Below are 16,152 nucleotides of genomic sequence, written 5' to 3'. Positions count from 1 at the left end.
CGCGATGTCGGCGGCTGTCCGGGTGGTCGGGTGGCCTGCGCTTCTGAAGACGAGGGGTTCGTTTCCGAGTTCCATGATGCGATCGAGGGCAGGCAGGACGATTCCGGGGGGCGAGGACATGCCGTCCCGCCCGTTCCGGAGAAGACTCAATGCCGCGAGCTCGGCGCCCGCGTCACCAGCGACTTCAGCTTGTTGCCGATCCGCGACAGCAGCGACGACGGCGCCGGGGCCGCGGCCGGTGCGGAAGCAGGCGCCGGCGCGGGCTTGCCGCCGACGGCGACCGGGGCGGGCGTCTCCATCGCGCGGACCGCCTGACCGACGGCCTGGGCACCTTCGGCACCTTCGATGCGCTTGCCGCCGCGACGGCGCCGGCGCTTGCGCGCGGGGCGGTCGCCTTCGGCCTGCGGCACCGCGGGTGCGGCGTCGGGTGCGGTCGCGGCGTTGGCGACGGGCGCCTGCGCGGCCGGATCGCGCGGCGGGCGCGGGGTGCGGGGCGGACGATCGCCGCGGGCTTCGCCGGAAGTACCGCCTTCACTGCGGCCGCCTTCGCGGCGCGGGCCGCCTGAACGTTCACCGCGACTGCCGCTGCGGGCGCCCGGGCCGCTGCGACCGCCGCCGTCGCGACGGCCACCGCCGCGCTTGGCCTCGTCGGCGGCGCGGGCTTCGCGGGCCTCGCGGAAGATCGTGCTGATGCTGTCGTCGCTGTCCTCTTCGCCCGCGGCTTCGCCCTCGGCGGGCGCCGGCGGACGGACGCGCTCGGGGCGCGGCAGCGCGGTCAGCAGCTCGCGGGTCACCGGCTCGGACGGGATCTTCTGGTCGATGTAGCGCTCGATGTCCGGCAGGCTCATCGCGTAGCGCTCGCAGGCGAAGCTGATCGCGTCGCCCTCGGCGCCCAGGCGGGCGGTGCGGCCGATGCGGTGGACGTAGTCCTCGGCGTCGAACGGCAGGTCGTAGTTGTAGACGTGGCTGACGCCGTCGATGTGCAGGCCGCGCGCGGCCACGTCGGTGGCGACCAGCAGCTCCAGCTGGCCGGCCTGGAACTTCTTCAGCAGCGACTCGCGCTTCTTCTGCGGCACGTCGCCGCTGAGCACGCCGACCCGGTAGCCGGCGCGTTCCAGCGACCGCGCCACGCGTTCGACGAACGCCTTGGTGTTCACGAACACCATCGTCCGTGCGCCCTCGCTGCGCGAGAGCAGGCCCAGCAGCAGCGGGATCTTCTCGTCGTCGGCAGGGTAGTAGATCTTCTGCCGCACCCTCGCGGCGGTGATGAACTCGGCCTCGACGACGAGCTTCTCGGGCTCGTTCATGTGCTCGTAGGCCAGCTCCAGCACGCGATGGCTGAGGGTGGCGCTGAACAGCAGGGTCTGGCGGATGGTCCGCTCGGGCATCCGGCGCAGCAGGAAGCGGATGTCCTTGATGAAGCCGAGGTCGAACATGCGGTCGGCTTCGTCCAGCACGCACATCTCGCAGGCGTGCAGGCTGACCACCTTGTGCTGCTTCACGTAGTCGATCAGCCGGCCCGGTGTGGCGATGATCACGTCGGCGCCGGCCTGCAGCAGGGCGCGCTGCTTGTCGTAGTCGACGCCGCCGTAGACGAGGGCGAACTTCAGGCCCAGGTCGGCGCCGAACTTCATGGCGTCCTTGTGGATCTGGATCGCCAGCTCGCGGGTCGGGGCCAGGATCAGGGCCCGGGGGTCTTCCGGCTTGCGCTCGGCCAGCGCCGGGCGGGTCAGCAGGCGGTTGATCACCGCCACCAGGAAGGCCAGCGTCTTGCCGGTGCCGGTCTGGGCCTGACCGGCCACGTCGCGGCCGGCGAGGGCCACCGGCAGGGTCAGGGCCTGGATGGGGGTGCAGCGGGTGAACCCGGCGGCTTCGAGCCCGGCGAGCAGCGCCGGATGCAGGTCGAAGGAAGGAAAGATGATGTCGGTTAAGGGCTTGTCGCTCATGTCCTGGCGTCTTGGCTGGTCTGCGCGGCGGCGGGATGCCGGGTGTGCGCTTGCGCGTGAGGGGCGTCGGCAGCAGACTGCCGCTCTTCGCGCACGACCGGGAATGTGGCGCTCGGCCCCCGGGATGCGACCCTTGAAGCCGGCGGTGCAAACCCGCAGTGTAGCAGCCTGCCCCCCCGACCGACCCCACCGGCGCGCCCCGGCGCCCCGCACGCCTTTCCGGAGATCCGAAGTGAGCGACAAGATTGCCCATGCCACCGACGCCGATTTCGACGCGCTCGTCCTGCAGTCCGACGTGCCCGTCCTGGTCGACTTCTGGGCCCCGTGGTGCGCCCCCTGCAAGATGATCGCCCCGCTGCTCGACCAGCTGGCCGACGAATACGCGGGCAAGGCGAAGATCGTGAAGGTCGATGTCGAGGCCCATCCGAACCTGGGTCGCCGCTTCAACGCCCGCAGCATCCCGATGCTCCTGACCTTCAAGGGCGGCCAGATCCACGGCACCCAGATCGGCGCCGTGGGCAAGCAGCACCTCGCCCAGCTGATCGACAAGGCGCTCTGACACCCTCCTGCCGCCGCGCCTCCGGGGCGCGGCGGTGCCGGCGGAATTCCGTGCCGCCTGTCGCGGTGCCTGAATCGCGGCCTCCCCCGGCGCTTGCCGCCGCGCCGCGCCGGTGCTAGCTTCTGCCGCGAGACGCGCCATCTGCGCCGCATTTCTCCGTCGTTCCGACCACCCACTCCCCACCGCATCCCCGTCCGCGCACTGCGGACGCTCGCAGACGCGAGGACTTCCGCTTGTCCGACAAGACCCCCGAATCCGGCGATAGCGCCGTGAAGCGCGTGCGCAAACCGCGCGTGGCCAAGACCGCCGTCCAGGTCGACATTCCGCTCCCCGAAGCGCCGCAGCCGGTGACCCCGCCGCCCGCGCCTCCGGCAGCCGCCCCGGCACCCGCCTTCACCGCGCCGCCCGTGGCCCAGCCTGCGCCGCAGCCCGAACCCTCGGCCGGCAGCTTCGCGCTCTCCCACATCGAAACCGGCGGCGACGAGCCGTCCTCCCAAAGCCATTCGCACGGCGGCGGCGCGAATGCCGGTCAGAGCACCGGCCAGCCCGGCGGCCAGAACGCCGGCCAAGGCCAGGGCGGCGAGCGCTTCAACAACAACAACCGCCGCGACCGCTTCCGCAACCGCCGTGACCGCTTCCGCAACCGCGACCAGAACGAAGGCGGCGAAGGCGGCGAGGGCAACAACGGCAACGGTGGCAACCAGTTCCAGCAAGGTGGCGGCGGCCAGGCGCAGTCGTTCCAGCCGCGGCAGGTGCCGGCCGTGCCCGAAGGCTTCCCGCAGTACTCGCTCAGCGACCTCAAGCGGATGCCCACGCCCAAGCTGCTGGACGTCGCCGATCAGCTGAACATCCAGGAGGGCGTGGCCCGCGCCCGCAAGCAGGACGTGATCTTCGCCGTCCTCAAGGTGCTGACCCGCCATGGCGACGGCGTCGCCGCCGACGGCGTGCTGGAGATCCTGCCCGACGGCTACGGCTTCCTGCGCGCGGCCGAGGCCAGCTACCTCGCCGGCCCGGACGACGTCTACATCTCGCCCAGCCAGATCCGCCGCTTCAACCTGCGCACCGGCGACTACATCGCCGGCAAGATCCGCTGGCCGAAGGACGGCGAACGCTACTTCGCGCTGGCCGTGGTCGACACGATCAACAGCGAACCGCCGGAAGCGTCGAAGAACAAGATCCTGTTCGAGAACCTCACCCCGCTGTTCCCGCGCAAGCGCTTCCGCCTGGAACGCGGCGATGGTTCGACCGAGGACATCACCGGCCGCATCCTCGACCTGATGGCGCCGCAGGGCAAGGGCCAGCGCGCGCTGATCGTCTCGCCGCCCAAGGCGGGCAAGACGATGATGATGCAGCAGATCGCCAGCGCCATCACCTACAACCATCCCGACGTGCACATGATCGTGCTGCTCGTCGACGAGCGTCCGGAAGAAGTCACCGAAATGCAGCGCACCGTGCGCGGCGAAGTGGTGTCCTCGACCTTCGACGAACCCGCCGCCCGCCACGTGCAGGTCGCGGAAATGGTGATCGAACGCGCCAAGCGCCTGGTCGAGCACAAGAAGGACGTGGTGATCCTGCTCGACTCGATCACCCGCCTCGCCCGTGCCTACAACAACGTCGTGCCCAGCTCCGGCAAGGTGCTGACCGGCGGCGTCGACGCCAACGCCCTGCATCGCCCGAAGCGTTTCTTCGGCGCCGCGCGCAACGTCGAGGAAGGCGGCAGCCTCACCATCATCGCCACCGCCCTGGTCGACACCGGCAGCGCGATGGACAAGGTGATCTACGAGGAATTCAAGGGCACCGGCAACTCGGAAATCCACCTCGACCGCCGCATCACCGAGAAGCGCGTCTACCCGGCGATCGCGGTCAACCTCAGCGGCACCCGCCGCGAGGACCTGCTGATCGAACCCGACCTGCTGCAGAAGATCTGGATCCTGCGCAAGCTGCTGCACGGCATGGACGAGATCGCGGCGATGGAATTCCTGCTCGACAAGATGAAGAACACCAAGTCCAACGACGAGTTCTTCGCCTCGATGCGGCGCTGATCCATATCGCCTGCGTTGCACCGGACGCCCCGCCTCGTGCGGGGCGTTCGCGTTTGGCACCGGACGCAGCGTCCCATCCGTGCCGCGTTGACGCCGCCGCGAGCTGTCAACCTCAGCGGCACATGCCGCGAGGACCTGCTGATCGCCCCGACCTGCTGCAGAAGATCCGGATCCTGCGCAAGCTGCTGCACGGCATGGACGAGATCGCGGCGATGGAATTCCTGCTCGACAAGGTGAAGAACACCGAGTCCTGCGACGAGTTCTTCGCATCGATTCGGCGCTGATCTGCATCGCACGCGTCGCCCCGGACGCCCCGCCTCATACGGGCTGTTCGCGTTCTGGTGCTTGTTCCATTCGTCTCATGCGGGACTTGCCGTTTCGTTGGAAATATCAGTCCACAACTGCTCAAGCAGCCTTTCGTACTCCGTATCTCGGGGTTCCACGCGATTCTTTCGTGCATCCTCACGTTGTGCATTCAGGATGGGCTCTCGACCCAAGCGCAGACACTCGCGAGTGTGCAAAGCTGCTTCTTCATCCGTGTCGCTCAGGAACAGGGCATAGCCAAGATTGCCTAGTACCATCGCCAAGTGATCATCCGCGCATTGCGACTGAGCGCGGCGCAAATCGTTGATGGCTCCAGACAAATTATCGCCACGCTCTCCTGTGATATTCCAACGCTTCTTGGCCAGCATGATGCGAGCGAATGCCCGGCTGTTGAGTGCCGTTGCAACCTCGGCGCGTAAGGCCGGATCAAGGTCCAATCCGAAACACTGGTCTATCATGTCGTAGACCACAATTTCCTCAGCGCTGCGTTCGAGCTTCCCCAGAGTTATGCCCTTGTTGTTTAGGGCTTTGACGACCTGAGCGCGTATGGTTGAATCCGCGTCCGCTCCGTAGCGCTGAGCGATCATGTCGTAGATCGCTATTTCCTCTTCGCTGCGTTCTAGCTGTCCGAGAGCGATGCCCTTGTTGAATAGGGCAATGGCGACATGTAGGCGAAGAGCTGGGTCTTGGTCGGAACCATAACGCAGGTCTACTGTATCGCATGCCGAAAGGGCTTCTTCTCTCCGCCCGAGTTTCCCAAGAATAGCGCTCTTATTTGCCAGTGCTTGAGCGACAGGCAAGCGCAGGGCGGCATTAGGATCGCTGGAGTAGCGTAGAACGATCAAATCGTAAATCGCGATTGCTTCGGATTTTCGTTCGAGTTGACTGAGGGCAACAGCCCTGTTGAACAGGGCCTTGGCAACCTGCGCGCGCAAGTCGGAGTTGATGTCTCTGCCGTAACGCAGGTCGATCAGGTCGTAGACTAATAGAGCTTCAGCCTTCCTTTCGAGTCGGCTAAGGATGACTGCCTTGTTGAATAGTGCGCTAGCAACTTGCACGCGCATGTCAGTGTTAGTGTCATCACCATAACTCTGGTCGATCGTATCGTAAGCCTTAATCTCTTCGGAATGATCTCCGAGCTGTCCGAGGGCGATCCCCTTGTTGAACAGCATCAGGGCGACCGTCGCGCGCAGGGCGGGGTGTGGATCAGTCCCGTAACGCTCGCCAACAATATCGTAAACAGCAAGTGCCTCGGCATTGCGTTCGAGCAGGCCAAGCGTGGCGCCTTTGTTTCCTAGGGCCTGAGCGGCCTGTGCGCGTAGGTTGGGGTCTGGGTCGGACCCGTAACGTTGATCAACTGTGTCGTAGATCTTGAGCGCTTCGGCTTTGCGTTCAATTTGTGAAAGTATGATGCCATTATTGTTTAAGGCCATGGCGACCAAAAAACGCAGTGCTATGTCGGGTTCATGGCCATAGCTATGATCGATTTCTTCAAAAACGGAAATAGCTTCATTAGGCCGATTAAGCTCGGCTAAGGCGATGCCGCGTCCAAACATGAATCTTGCCTTCTGCTCGGATGTCGAAGGCGTGCTTGATGCGCTCAAGAGTGCGCTGTCAAAGCTCGACAATGAGGATACGTAATCTTTGGCGAGGTACTCTCTTAGGCCGCGTGCGAAATGATCTTCTTGGGTGAAATCAGACCGTGGTTTTTCATCCAGGGCGCGATTGGCTTCCGCCACGGCTTCTATAGTGGAAGGGTCGATTTGTCGCTTTTCCGGGCCAGCGCCTGCAAACGAAAAAATTTGTTGCTCAGCCTGCTCAAAACGTTTGCGGGCTTGTTTGGCGTGATCGTCCACTTCGGTCGCCGTGCGATCGATGCTTTCATGTGCTTGATTGGCTTTTTGTTGCAGACCGCCGACTTGTGCCTGCAATGAATTTGCCTCACTCACAAGTGTCGATATTTGCGTTTCCAAATCTTGCGCATGTTGAGTGAACCACTTTTTTGCCGCCGCTTCCGCTTCTGCCGAAGCGCGCTCCTTCACGCTGAAGTAGATGATGAAGCCCGTGGCGATCGCGATCAGGGTGATCAGGGTGCCGACCCATGTCGTTACATTCGCGATGCCAGACATGTAGTTGCCCTGCTGGTCGGCCAGTGTGCCGAGATCGCTGATGCGCTGGTCCTGGGAATTAAGTCGGCTGTCCGAGACTTCCTTGAGGATCGTAACCTCGCGGTCCAAGGCGTCCACCTGCGCCTGCACCTTTTCGATTCGCGCAGTTTGCGTGACATCCGCTTGCTCGGATGCGACGGGTGCAGTCGGGGGTGGGACCGCGAATGCAGGCAGTGCCAAGGACAGGGCGAGAACGAAAAGCAGCGGACGTATGTTCATTCCTTCGATTCCGTGCGGCGTCCCGGCTGATTCTCAGGAAGGGCTGTCTCCGGCGCAACTCGCCGGCTACGCCACCGCGCTGCGTTCGCTCACGCAGGGCCGCGCGGAGGCCACCCTGTCGTTCCACGGCTACGAGGACGCCAGGGTGCAATGAAGTGTCGTGGCAGGAAGGCGCCGGGAGACCGGCGCCTTTTCTTTGCGCGTCGCGCCATGCGCCTCACGCCGTGTCGACGCTCGCGCCGCCCAGCAGCCGCAGGTTGAGGCCTTCGCGCTCGGTCAGCATCTCGTCCAGCACGGCATCGAGGTCGGCGGCATCGACCCGCCCCGGATGGCCCGCTCGGATGGATTGCTGGGCGAGGCGTCGCGCGATTTCCTTGATGAAGGCCGCACTCACGCCGTCGGTGCGCGCGACGAGATCGGCGGCGGCCTTCGGATCGATGTCGAGACCCCTGCCGTAGAGCCGCAGCAGGCGCTTCCTGCAATCGCTGTCGGGCACCGGGACTTCGATGGCATGGTCGATCCGGCCCGGGCGCTGGATCAGCGCGGTTTCCAGCGCCTGCGGACGGTTGGTGGTCATGATCACGAACAGGTCGGCGTCGGATTTCAGGCCGTCCATTTCGTTGAGCAAGCGGTTGAGCATGACTTCATCGCAGGCCGACGACATGTCGTCGCGCTGGCGCGCGATGAGGTCGGCGTCTTCGATCACCAGGATCGACGGCGCGAACAGCCTCGCCAATCGGAAATAGGTGCCGATCATGCCGACCTGCTCCGCCGTGACCAGGAACGTGGTGTGGTCGCGCAGGCGTTCGGCGAGATAGCGGATCGTGTGGGTCTTGCCCGTGCCGGGCGGGCCGTACAGCAGGACGCCCTTGCGGCCGGATTGCCCGAACGATTTCAGCGCCTCGCGCTCCGCGGCGAAGCCGACGATGTGCCGCTCCAGCGCCTGCTTCACGGCGTCGGGCAGCACCAGTTCGTCCTCGCCCACCGGTGTGCGGAAATGCACGGTCAGCGCGTTCGCCGCCATGCCGCGATAACTTTCGCTGGCTTCGAGCGACAGCACTTTTCCGCGGTAGCTGCGTCCCTGCGCGATGGCGGCCTCGATCGCGTCGAGCATCATCGTGGTGCGAGCGGCCGCGGCTTCGCCCGGTGGCGACAGGATCTCGACGTTCAGCTGCGGCACCTGGGTGAACTCGGACCCGGTGTTCACCCACACGGCGAGCGGCACCTCGCCGTCCTCGACCAGCGAGAGCGCATTCGTCGCCAGGCGCACTGGGCGGCCTTCGCCGATGTCGACGTCCTCGTACTGGATCGCGCCGACCAGTTTGGCGTGATCGCGCTCGGACACGAGCGTCGCCATGTCCGACGCGTCGTACCGGTTGCGGCCATGGACGCCCACGCGACGCGCACCTGCCGTGAGCGCGTCCAGCGCGAGCTGCACGTCCACGCGCAGGTACGCCGGAAACTCGCGCCGCACGATCACCAGGCTGTCCGCGGGCCAGCCACGGAACACTTCGTCGATGACCTGATGGGCCTTGCGCGTGTGGCGTGCCGCGTCCGGCGGCACGTCGTCCTCGGCATCGTCCTCGAGCGACACCCGCAGCGTCCCGCATCCGTATTCCGGCGCCAGGCGCGTCATTTCGCCATGGATCGTCTCGGCGATGGTCCGCGTCCATGGCCCGATCTTCGTCCTGCCGTTGCGATCGATGTGTCGCGCCCAGCTTTCGGCATTGTCTTTCCCGAATCCGACGCAGCGCCGGAGCAGCGCGGCCAGTCCTTCAAACGGCGTGTCGTCGTCGTCGTGGACGACGAGGAACACATCCTGCACCCAACCCGGCGTTTCTTTCATGTCTGAACGGTCCATTCGATCAGCGTTGCGGGATTATAGGCGTGGCGGTCCCACGAGCCACCGCCGATCGCCGGCCGCGACCGTCGCGATGCCGATCCGGGCCAACACACCCCTCGCTGCCGTGCGCGCTTGACCGCATGCGCCTCGAAATCACGTCCTCCTCCCCGAGGCGCCTGCATGCACGGCGCGCCGACAGGGGAACACGCGGTCGCGTCAGGGAAGGCCGCCGGTGCGTGCCTCGCTCCAGATCCGATCGTCCTTTTGCTGCACGCGCATCGCGCATCGCGCATCGCGGCACGCTTCTCGTCTGCGCTCCGCCGGCATCGTGTATGGCACACGCGGGCGCCGATTCCCTTTCCGCAGGACAGACGCAGGAGCAGCGCATGGCGAAGTACCGGATGGCCGCGAACGGCAACGACGGCAGTCTCTGGGCAGTGAAAACGGCGCAGCAGGCGCTGCGTTTCCTCGGCAACGGCGCGATCCAGCCGGAGCCCTCGCAGGCGATCACCTGCGTCGCGGTCGCCAACGTCGAGACGATCTATGGCCTCGGCACCGCAGGCGATCTCTACCGCCTCGTCGACACGCCGCTCACGCCGACGCCGTGGGCGCCGATCTGGCATGCCGCGGTCGCGCCCGATGGCGGCGTGTGGGGCGTGGACGATCACGGCAACATTTTCCAGTGGGCGAACAACGACGGTTGGCAGCTGCGCCCCAATGGCGGCGCGAACGCGCTGTTCATCGCGGTCGGCAACGGCGGCGATGCGTGGACGATCGACAACACCAGCGGCTGGTGGGGCGGCCCGGGTGCACCGTATCGCTGGAACGGCACCGCGTTCGCACGCGTGCCGGGCGCGCCCGACGCGCAGTGGATCTCGATCGCGCCCGATGGAACCGTATGGCTGCAATCCAGCGACAATCGGACGCTGCGACTCGACGGCACCACGTGGCACGTGGTCGCGACCAACACGCCGCGGCTGTACGGCATCACCGCCGGCAACGACGGCCTGGTCTACGGCTGGGACAACGGCCTGCTGTACGTGCTGGGCGGTGGCGTGTGGCAGATGCTCGACACGCCCGGCACCTGCAGTTGCGTCGGCATCGCCGCGGACGGCACGCTGCTGGTCGACGGCCAGCCGCCGGTACGGCTCGCCGGTTTTTCGGTGTACGAGCGTCTTGCCAACTTCCCGCAGGTGCTCGACGTCTTCGCGATCGACGCGCACAAGATGTACGTGCTCGACGTGCAGCGGAACCGCTACCTCGAATGGGGCGGCAGCACGTGGCAGCGCATCGCCGGCGGCAACCTGGCGTCGATCTCCGTCGGCATCGACGGCACGCTGTGGGGCGTCGACGCGAACCACGGGATCTGGAACTTCAACGGCACCGAATGGCTGTCCGTATCCGGCACGATGCGGAAAGTGTCGGTCGGCTCGGCGCAGTACATCGCCGGCCTCGATCCAGACGGCAAGCTCTTCTACTTCGACGGTACCTGGCAGCCGATCGCTTCGCCCACCACCGGCCCGATGCTCGACGTCGCCATCGGCAGCGACGCCTCGCTGTTCGCGATCGACAGCGGCCACAAGCTGTGGTCGCGCATCGCCCCCGGCGACTGGGCGCAGATCGGCGCCGTCCCCCTGCAGCAGATCGACGCCGCCGACCGCTACCACGTCTGCGGCATCACCGTCGGCACCAACAACGACAACAACGTCTGGACCGGCGCCGGCGTCATGGTCGGCGCGGACCATCATTTGCGGCGGTATTTCAGGGCGGCGAGGGTGGGGAACTCGTGCGGGTGATGGGGCTGTCAGTTTTTACAGGTGGACGACGAAATGAATTTGATTTATTTCGGTGATCAGGCGGCTGCTTGTATCTCAAGGCCGGCTTTCGTATATCAAAAATTCTATTTTTGAAGAGAGCCGGCTACAGCATATTTTGATCGATAAATTCATACAGGGGAAAGTTCCATGCCGATCGGTCGTGTTGCACACACTCATTTTCCGTACTGCATGCAGAAGACCAAGGACGGCAAGTGGCTGATCCTCAATCGAAACGACAAGCCGCTGGGAACAACGGGGAAAGAATGAGTCGACTATGACAACCATCCTGATCGCATGGCAATCAATGCGCGGACTGTCGCTGCATTACGGAAGTTGGCGGTCTACGACATTCCAGATAGACCTGATGATCCTGGACTGTTCTTCTTCTACAGCGACGGATCGATGCCGACGGAGTCGGCTTCCGATTGGCAGCGTTACTCCAAAATCCTTCAGATGCTCGCTGGTGCGAAGTTAAAATAGCAAGCGAGCAGCCCGGGCAAGCGAAGCGCACCCGGGGTGAACAACCAGGGATTCCCGGGTGCGGCCTGCGGCCTTGCCCGGGCTACGGGGCAACATCGAACGTCCGCTTCCGCCCGATCTTCCCGCGGCAGCACCTTCCCGGCCGTTACACTGCACACCCCGTTCCCGGCCGTCTCCATGTCGCCTCCCGTTCGACTTGCCCATCGCGTCAGCGCATTGTTCGGTTGTTCGCGCGCCGAAGCCGAGCAATACATCCGCAATGGTTGGGTGACGGTGGAGGGCGACGTGATCGAGGCGCCGCAGCACAAAGTGACGACGGAGCACGTGGAGCTCGATCCCGAGGCGCGCCTGGAGCCGGTGGAGCCGGCGACGATCCTGTTGCACAAGCCCTCCGGCTTCGATGCGATCGACGGGCGCAGCCCGGCCAGTGTGCTGGTGCGGTCCGACACGTGTTGGGCCGACGATCCCAGTGGTGTGCGCATGCTCCGCCGCCATCTGCATCGATTGACGCCGCTGGTGTCGATGGACGCCGAGGCCAGCGGCCTGATGGTGCTGACGCAGGATGGCCGGGTCTGGCGCCGCCTGACCGAGGACGCCGATCAGATCGAGCACGAGTACATCGTCGAAGTCGCCGGCGACATCGCGCCCTACGGTCTGCGGAAGCTCAACCACGGCTTGAGCCTGAGTGGCCGCGAGCTGCCGCCGTGCAAGGTCAGCTGGCAGAGCGAGACGCGGCTGCGCTTCGCGATCAAGGGCGCGCGGGACGGGCAATTGCGTGCGATGTGCGCGCAGGTCCGTTTGAACGTGCTGTCGATCCGCCGCCTGCGCATCGGCAAGATCGGACTGGGCAAGGGCCCCAACGGCCCGATGCCGCCCGGCGCATGGCGTTACCTGCCGGTCGGCGAGAAGTTCTGAACCCGGGCCGCGCTGGCGGCTGGTCGCCTCAGTCGTCCTGTTCTGCCGCTTCGCGACCCTGCTGGCGGATCAACGCTTCCTCGCGCGCATCGTTGATGGCGTGGCGCACGCTGTCCAGGTCGATGTCGCCTTCGTCCGCGGTGAACTCGCCGGTCAATTCGGTGTCCGGCCGCAATTCGCCGGCCTCGAACAGTGCCCACATTTCCTCGCCGTACCAGGTGTCCAGCAGCTCCGGCGCCCAGCGTCCGAGGTAGGCGGTCAGGTTGTTGACGTCGCGCAGCAGCATGGTCCGCGCGGCGTTGTTGCCGGCGGCGCTGACGACCTGCGGGAAATCGATCACCACGGGCCCGTTCGCATCGACCAGCACGTTGTAGGGCGACAGATCGCCGTGGATCAGCCCGCAGCACAGCATCAGCACGACCTGCCGGATCAGGATGCGATGGAATTCGCGCGCCTGCTCCGCGTCCAGTTCGATCTCGCCCAGGCGCGGCGCGGAGAAGCCCTCGGCATCGGTGACCAATGCCATCACCAGCACGCCGTGGTAATAGCCGAAGGGCTCGGGCACGCGCACGCCGGCGTCGCGCAGCTGGTAGAGCGCATCGACCTCGGTATTCTTCCAGGCGGTTTCCTGCTGCTTGCGCCCGTACTTCGTGGCCTTGCCGATCGCACGCGCTTCGCGGCTGCCGCGCACCTTGCGGCCCTCCTGGTACTGCACGCGCTGCTGGAAGCTCCGTTGCGCCATGTCCTTGTAGACCTTGGCGCAACGCACGTCATCGCCGCTGCGAACGACGTATACCGCCGCTTCCTTGCCGCTCTTCAGCGGTCGCAGCACTTCATCGATGACGCCGTCGTCGATCAGCGCCTGCAAACCTTGGGGTGTCTTCACGGTCTCTCTGGATGGGGCGCGCCGGTACGGCGCTGCTTGCCACGGACCGCAAATGGTCGCATTTCGCGACAGGCGTCGCCATCGTGCGCAAAGCGAGAGCTGCCATCAGCGCTTGATCTGCGTATGGCAGACGCTGGTTCCTGCCCGGAAACGCGCGCCAGGTGCAACGACGCTGCCGTCGGTCGTGTCATCCAGCGATCGGATACGAACGCGTCGACGCACGAACGTCTTCATCCGGATTCTGCTGTCACCTTGCCCGGACAACGGCATGCGCGGCTTCAACGGACCTTCCCGCCGCGAATGCTGCGGGCTGGGTCATCGACGAAGCTCGCGTCGAGCCGCACAGGCTCAGCGGTGTGCTTTCTGCGACTCGTCGTAACTCTTGATCGCGCTGTCGACGAAGCCGCCCTGCACGTGTGCGTGCCGGGACTGTCCCTGCTCGTAGCCCTCGAAGACGCCGCGGAAGAAATCGTCGACATGCCGCTGTCCGCTGTACACGGCAGACAGCACCAGCAGCAGCGACAGGACGCGCATCTGCGGCCTGCCGATCCGGATCACGATGTCCGACGATTCCTTCGATGGTTCATGGGTCATGGCACTGCTCCTTGTGGGTGACGCCGTGGACGTGACGTGTATCACGAAAGTCGCGTGCGTTGGATTGTCCGAAGCGGAGCTGCTCCGGATGCAGCGTCCATCCCGACGAGCGGGGCGATCGTCATCGACGCATCCGATCCGCCGCCGGGAACGCAATAGCGTCTTCGCATCACTCCTTCGACAGCGGCGTCAGCAGTCGCCGGGCCGTCGAGGTGCCGGTGATGCTGTTGGGCGGCGCGGCGTCGTAGTTGGTGTCCTTCTCGGCTTCGTTTTCCCAGGGCGACGGAGTCTCGGGGCCGGGGAGATAGGTTTGCCAGACGCCGTATGGCGGCGGTTCGCCTTCCATCGTGAAGCTGATCGGGATGTTGCCGTGCCAGTACGGGCGCTGGGCATCGGGGCCGCGGGTGGGCACCTTGTAGCGCCACTCCTTCGCGGCGGTCAGTGCGCGCTGCGCCAGTGCGTTGCGCCAGCGTGCCATGTCCGCCTTCGAGCCGCGCGCCATCAGGTCGACGCGGCGGACGACGGCGTCGCCGGTGCCGTCGGGGTGCACGCGCACGGCGACGTACACCGTGGCTTCGATTTCCTGCTCGACCAGTTCCTTCGGATACGTCGGCATCCGCATCTTCCGCTTGTCGAGCTGCAGCGTGGTGTCGGGTGCGGGATCGGGGACGCTGAATTGCGCGCTGCTCAACGTCACGGTGACGTGGGTGTCGTCGGGTCGCCGTGCGACGAAGCGCAGCGACATCTTCAACGACTGCGGCGCGGGTTCGCTCACCGGCTCGAACTTCCAGTGCGGGGCGATGCCGGCGACGAGGTTGAGCACGGTGCGTTGCAGTTTGCCCGGTTGGTCCAGCGTGTAGCCGAGCACGGTGCCGTCGACGGCGATGTCGATCCTGCCGGTCACCAGCAGGCTGGATTCGACCTCTTTCGGGTCGATGCGCTGCGCCGAGGCGACGCCCGGCAGCGCGAACAGACAGGCCAGCAGCAGGAAGGCGGCGAGCAGGCGGAAACGCATGGCGACAGGTCCTGAGGACGCGAAGATGCCAGCGTACTGCAAGGCGCCGCGGTTGCGCGTCCGGTGCACAATCGCGTCATCGATACCGCCGGCATCGGGTCGCGCGGGTCGTCTCCCGGAGAGTGCGGACATGACGTCGTGGCGCGTGTGGATGAGTGCGGGACTGGTGCTGGCTTTTGCGGCCTGCGGCGCGGCGCCGCCGACGCGGCCGGAGGCGGTCGCGGCCGCGCGGATCGCCAGGACCTGTGCGCCGTGGGACGGTGCGGCGTTCACGGTGTCCGTGCCCGCCGGCAACGGCGTCGATCCCGCGGCGCTGCCGGCATTGCAGCTGTCGGTCTGGTCGTCGCCGCAGTTCGACGGCGAGCGCAAGGTCGTCTTCGCCGAGGGCGACGATCGCACCGGCGTGGCGATGTACGCCGAAACCGCGGAGCACGCGACGCCGCTGACCGGCGAGGCGACGTTCCGGCAGGCCGCCGACGGCAGCATCGAAGGCACGCTGCGGCTGAAGGCCGCCGACGGCCGTCGGTTCGAGCGACGCTTCCGCGGTCGCCTGGATCCCGGTGCGGTGATGTGCGGCTGAGCGCCCGGCGTCGCGTGCCGGGCGCGTGATCGCCGCGCGATGCTGCTGCTTCAACCGATGCGGTACACCTGACCGGTCTGCGCGCCTTCGACGCTGCGGCTGTAGCCCAGCGCGGCGCGGGCGGCGGGCACGGGTTCGAAGCCGCGGAAGTACGGCGCGTAGCCGGGCATCGATTCGGCCAGCACGCCGGGGCTGACCGCGTTGATGCGCAGGCCGCGCGGCAGTTCCAGCGCCGCCGAGCGCACGAAGCCCTCGATCGCGCTGTTCACCAGCGACGCCGAGGTGCCGTAGCGGATCGGGTCCTGCGCCAGCACGCCGGTGGTGAGCGTGATCGAACCGCCGTCGTTGAGGCGGGTCGCGGCCAGCAGCGCCAGCTGGACCTGGCCCATCAGCTTGTCCTGCAGGCCCAGCGCCCACTGGTCCGGGGTGAGTTCCAGCAGCGGGCCGAAGGCGACGTTGCCGGCGGCGGCGATGACGCCGTCCAGCGGGCCGATGCGGTCGAGCGCCGCGGCGATGCCGTCGCGGTCGGTCAGGTCAAGGCGGAGGTCACCGGCGGAGCGGCCGGCGGTGACGATCTCGTGGCGTGCGCCGAGTTCGGCGGCTACGGCGCGGCCCAGGGTGCCGTGGGCACCGACGAGGAGCAGTTTCATGGCGATTCCTTTGTTCGTGGATGCCGACAATCGGCAGCGTGCCGGCAGTCTGCGCCGGAGATTTCGCCTTGATTAGCCGGTGATCTGCGGAAATACTGTTTCTGCATGAAAACA

The 16,152-nt window shown here is 66.1% G+C and carries 14 protein-coding genes and 1 pseudogene; 7 read left to right on the top strand and 8 right to left on the bottom strand.

Translation table 11 applies throughout. The features are described 5' to 3' along the window. Positions 1-146: 146 nt before the first annotated feature. Positions 147-1,946: an ATP-dependent RNA helicase RhlB gene (rhlB, locus tag ACT53R_RS08385; RefSeq protein ID WP_476171407.1), complete on the bottom strand. Its 1,800-nt coding sequence runs from the start codon at positions 1,944-1,946 to the stop codon at positions 147-149. A gap of 232 nt (positions 1,947-2,178) precedes the next feature. Here rhlB and trxA point away from each other — a divergent pair, with 232 nt between their 5' ends. From trxA to ACT53R_RS08370, 3 genes and pseudogenes are all read left to right on the top strand, one after another. Beyond that, positions 2,179-2,505: a thioredoxin gene (gene trxA, locus ACT53R_RS08380; protein WP_476171406.1), complete on the top strand. Its 327-nt coding sequence runs from the start codon at positions 2,179-2,181 to the stop codon at positions 2,503-2,505. A 233-nt stretch (positions 2,506-2,738) separates the two neighbouring features. Further along, positions 2,739-4,547 carry a transcription termination factor Rho gene (gene rho, locus ACT53R_RS08375; RefSeq protein ID WP_476171405.1) on the top strand — a complete coding sequence of 603 codons (1,809 nt, stop codon included), beginning with the start codon at positions 2,739-2,741 and terminating at the stop codon, positions 4,545-4,547. Positions 4,548-4,655: 108 nt separating this feature from the next. Continuing rightward, positions 4,656-4,831 (top strand): annotated as a pseudogene (locus tag ACT53R_RS08370) (transcription termination factor Rho); the annotation flags it as partial. 75 nt (positions 4,832-4,906) lie between these two features. Here the strand turns inward: ACT53R_RS08370 and ACT53R_RS08365 are convergent. Next, the gene (locus tag ACT53R_RS08365) at positions 4,907-7,258 is read right to left on the bottom strand and encodes a hypothetical protein (protein ID WP_476171404.1); all 2,352 of its coding nucleotides are present in this window, start codon (positions 7,256-7,258) and stop codon (positions 4,907-4,909) included. On the opposite strand from ACT53R_RS08365, the gene ACT53R_RS08360 reads away from it, so the two are divergent. Beyond that, on the top strand, positions 7,251-7,412 hold the full coding sequence (locus ACT53R_RS08360; RefSeq protein WP_476171403.1) for a hypothetical protein: 162 nt from the start codon (positions 7,251-7,253) through the stop codon (positions 7,410-7,412). The genes ACT53R_RS08365 and ACT53R_RS08360 overlap by 8 nt on opposite strands. 63 nt (positions 7,413-7,475) lie before the next feature. On the opposite strand, the gene ACT53R_RS08355 is transcribed toward ACT53R_RS08360, so the two are convergent. After that, complete coding sequence (locus ACT53R_RS08355) at positions 7,476-9,104, bottom strand: ATP-dependent Clp protease adaptor ClpS (protein WP_476171402.1); 1,629 nt, start codon at positions 9,102-9,104, stop codon at positions 7,476-7,478. A 383-nt stretch (positions 9,105-9,487) separates the two neighbouring features. On the opposite strand from ACT53R_RS08355, the gene ACT53R_RS08350 reads away from it, so the two are divergent. Continuing rightward, positions 9,488-10,897 (top strand): tectonin domain-containing protein, encoded by a 1,410-nt coding sequence (locus ACT53R_RS08350; protein WP_476171401.1) that lies wholly within the window; start codon positions 9,488-9,490, stop codon positions 10,895-10,897. 678 nt (positions 10,898-11,575) lie between these two features. Continuing rightward, the gene (locus ACT53R_RS08345; protein ID WP_476171400.1) at positions 11,576-12,313 is read left to right on the top strand and encodes an rRNA pseudouridine synthase; all 738 of its coding nucleotides are present in this window, start codon (positions 11,576-11,578) and stop codon (positions 12,311-12,313) included. Between the two features lie 28 nt (positions 12,314-12,341). Here the strand turns inward: ACT53R_RS08345 and ACT53R_RS08340 are convergent, their stop codons facing one another. The 4 genes from ACT53R_RS08340 to ACT53R_RS08325 all read right to left on the bottom strand — a co-directional run bounded on the left by ACT53R_RS08340 (position 12,342) and on the right by ACT53R_RS08325 (position 14,808). Further along, positions 12,342-13,199 carry a PA4780 family RIO1-like protein kinase gene (locus ACT53R_RS08340; RefSeq protein WP_476171399.1) on the bottom strand — a complete coding sequence of 286 codons (858 nt, stop codon included), beginning with the start codon at positions 13,197-13,199 and terminating at the stop codon, positions 12,342-12,344. A gap of 105 nt (positions 13,200-13,304) precedes the next feature. Next, positions 13,305-13,433, bottom strand: coding sequence for a hypothetical protein (locus tag ACT53R_RS08335; protein WP_476171398.1), 129 nt, complete (start codon positions 13,431-13,433; stop codon positions 13,305-13,307). Between the two features lie 114 nt (positions 13,434-13,547). Beyond that, positions 13,548-13,793, bottom strand: a complete 246-nt coding sequence (locus ACT53R_RS08330; protein WP_476171397.1) for a hypothetical protein — start codon at positions 13,791-13,793, stop codon at positions 13,548-13,550. 169 nt (positions 13,794-13,962) lie between these two features. Continuing rightward, positions 13,963-14,808 carry an energy transducer TonB gene (locus tag ACT53R_RS08325; RefSeq protein ID WP_476171396.1) on the bottom strand — a complete coding sequence of 282 codons (846 nt, stop codon included), beginning with the start codon at positions 14,806-14,808 and terminating at the stop codon, positions 13,963-13,965. Positions 14,809-14,938: 130 nt separating this feature from the next. Here ACT53R_RS08325 and ACT53R_RS08320 point away from each other — a divergent pair, with 130 nt between their 5' ends. Continuing rightward, positions 14,939-15,388, top strand: coding sequence for a hypothetical protein (locus ACT53R_RS08320; RefSeq protein WP_476171395.1), 450 nt, complete (start codon positions 14,939-14,941; stop codon positions 15,386-15,388). A 50-nt stretch (positions 15,389-15,438) separates the two neighbouring features. Here the strand turns inward: ACT53R_RS08320 and ACT53R_RS08315 are convergent, their stop codons facing one another. Then, positions 15,439-16,038 (bottom strand): short chain dehydrogenase, encoded by a 600-nt coding sequence (locus ACT53R_RS08315; RefSeq protein ID WP_476171394.1) that lies wholly within the window; start codon positions 16,036-16,038, stop codon positions 15,439-15,441. Positions 16,039-16,152: the final 114 nt, after the last annotated feature.

It is taken from the genome of Lysobacter sp. DMC104, assembly GCF_056313665.1.
Note: the sequence above shows the minus strand (reverse complement) of the source record. Positions and strands in the feature narration are given on the sequence as shown.

What these genes read in the sequence shown, in the direction of transcription:
- ACT53R_RS08325 (WP_476171396.1), bottom strand. Translation starts at nt 14,808, where the DNA reads ATGCGTTTCCGCCTGCTCGCCGCCTTCCTGCTGCTGGCCTGTCTGTTC.
- ACT53R_RS08330 (WP_476171397.1), bottom strand. Translation starts at nt 13,793, where the DNA reads ATGACCCATGAACCATCGAAGGAATCGTCGGACATCGTGATCCGGATC.
- rhlB (WP_476171407.1), bottom strand. Translation starts at nt 1,946, where the DNA reads ATGAGCGACAAGCCCTTAACCGACATCATCTTTCCTTCCTTCGACCTG.
- ACT53R_RS08335 (WP_476171398.1), bottom strand. Translation starts at nt 13,433, where the DNA reads ATGAAGACGTTCGTGCGTCGACGCGTTCGTATCCGATCGCTGGATGAC.
- ACT53R_RS08365 (WP_476171404.1), bottom strand. Translation starts at nt 7,258, where the DNA reads ATGAACATACGTCCGCTGCTTTTCGTTCTCGCCCTGTCCTTGGCACTG.
- ACT53R_RS08350 (WP_476171401.1), top strand. Translation starts at nt 9,488, where the DNA reads ATGGCGAAGTACCGGATGGCCGCGAACGGCAACGACGGCAGTCTCTGG.
- ACT53R_RS08355 (WP_476171402.1), bottom strand. Translation starts at nt 9,104, where the DNA reads ATGAAAGAAACGCCGGGTTGGGTGCAGGATGTGTTCCTCGTCGTCCAC.
- ACT53R_RS08345 (WP_476171400.1), top strand. Translation starts at nt 11,576, where the DNA reads ATGTCGCCTCCCGTTCGACTTGCCCATCGCGTCAGCGCATTGTTCGGT.
- ACT53R_RS08315 (WP_476171394.1), bottom strand. Translation starts at nt 16,038, where the DNA reads ATGAAACTGCTCCTCGTCGGTGCCCACGGCACCCTGGGCCGCGCCGTA.
- ACT53R_RS08320 (WP_476171395.1), top strand. Translation starts at nt 14,939, where the DNA reads ATGACGTCGTGGCGCGTGTGGATGAGTGCGGGACTGGTGCTGGCTTTT.
- ACT53R_RS08360 (WP_476171403.1), top strand. Translation starts at nt 7,251, where the DNA reads ATGTTCATTCCTTCGATTCCGTGCGGCGTCCCGGCTGATTCTCAGGAA.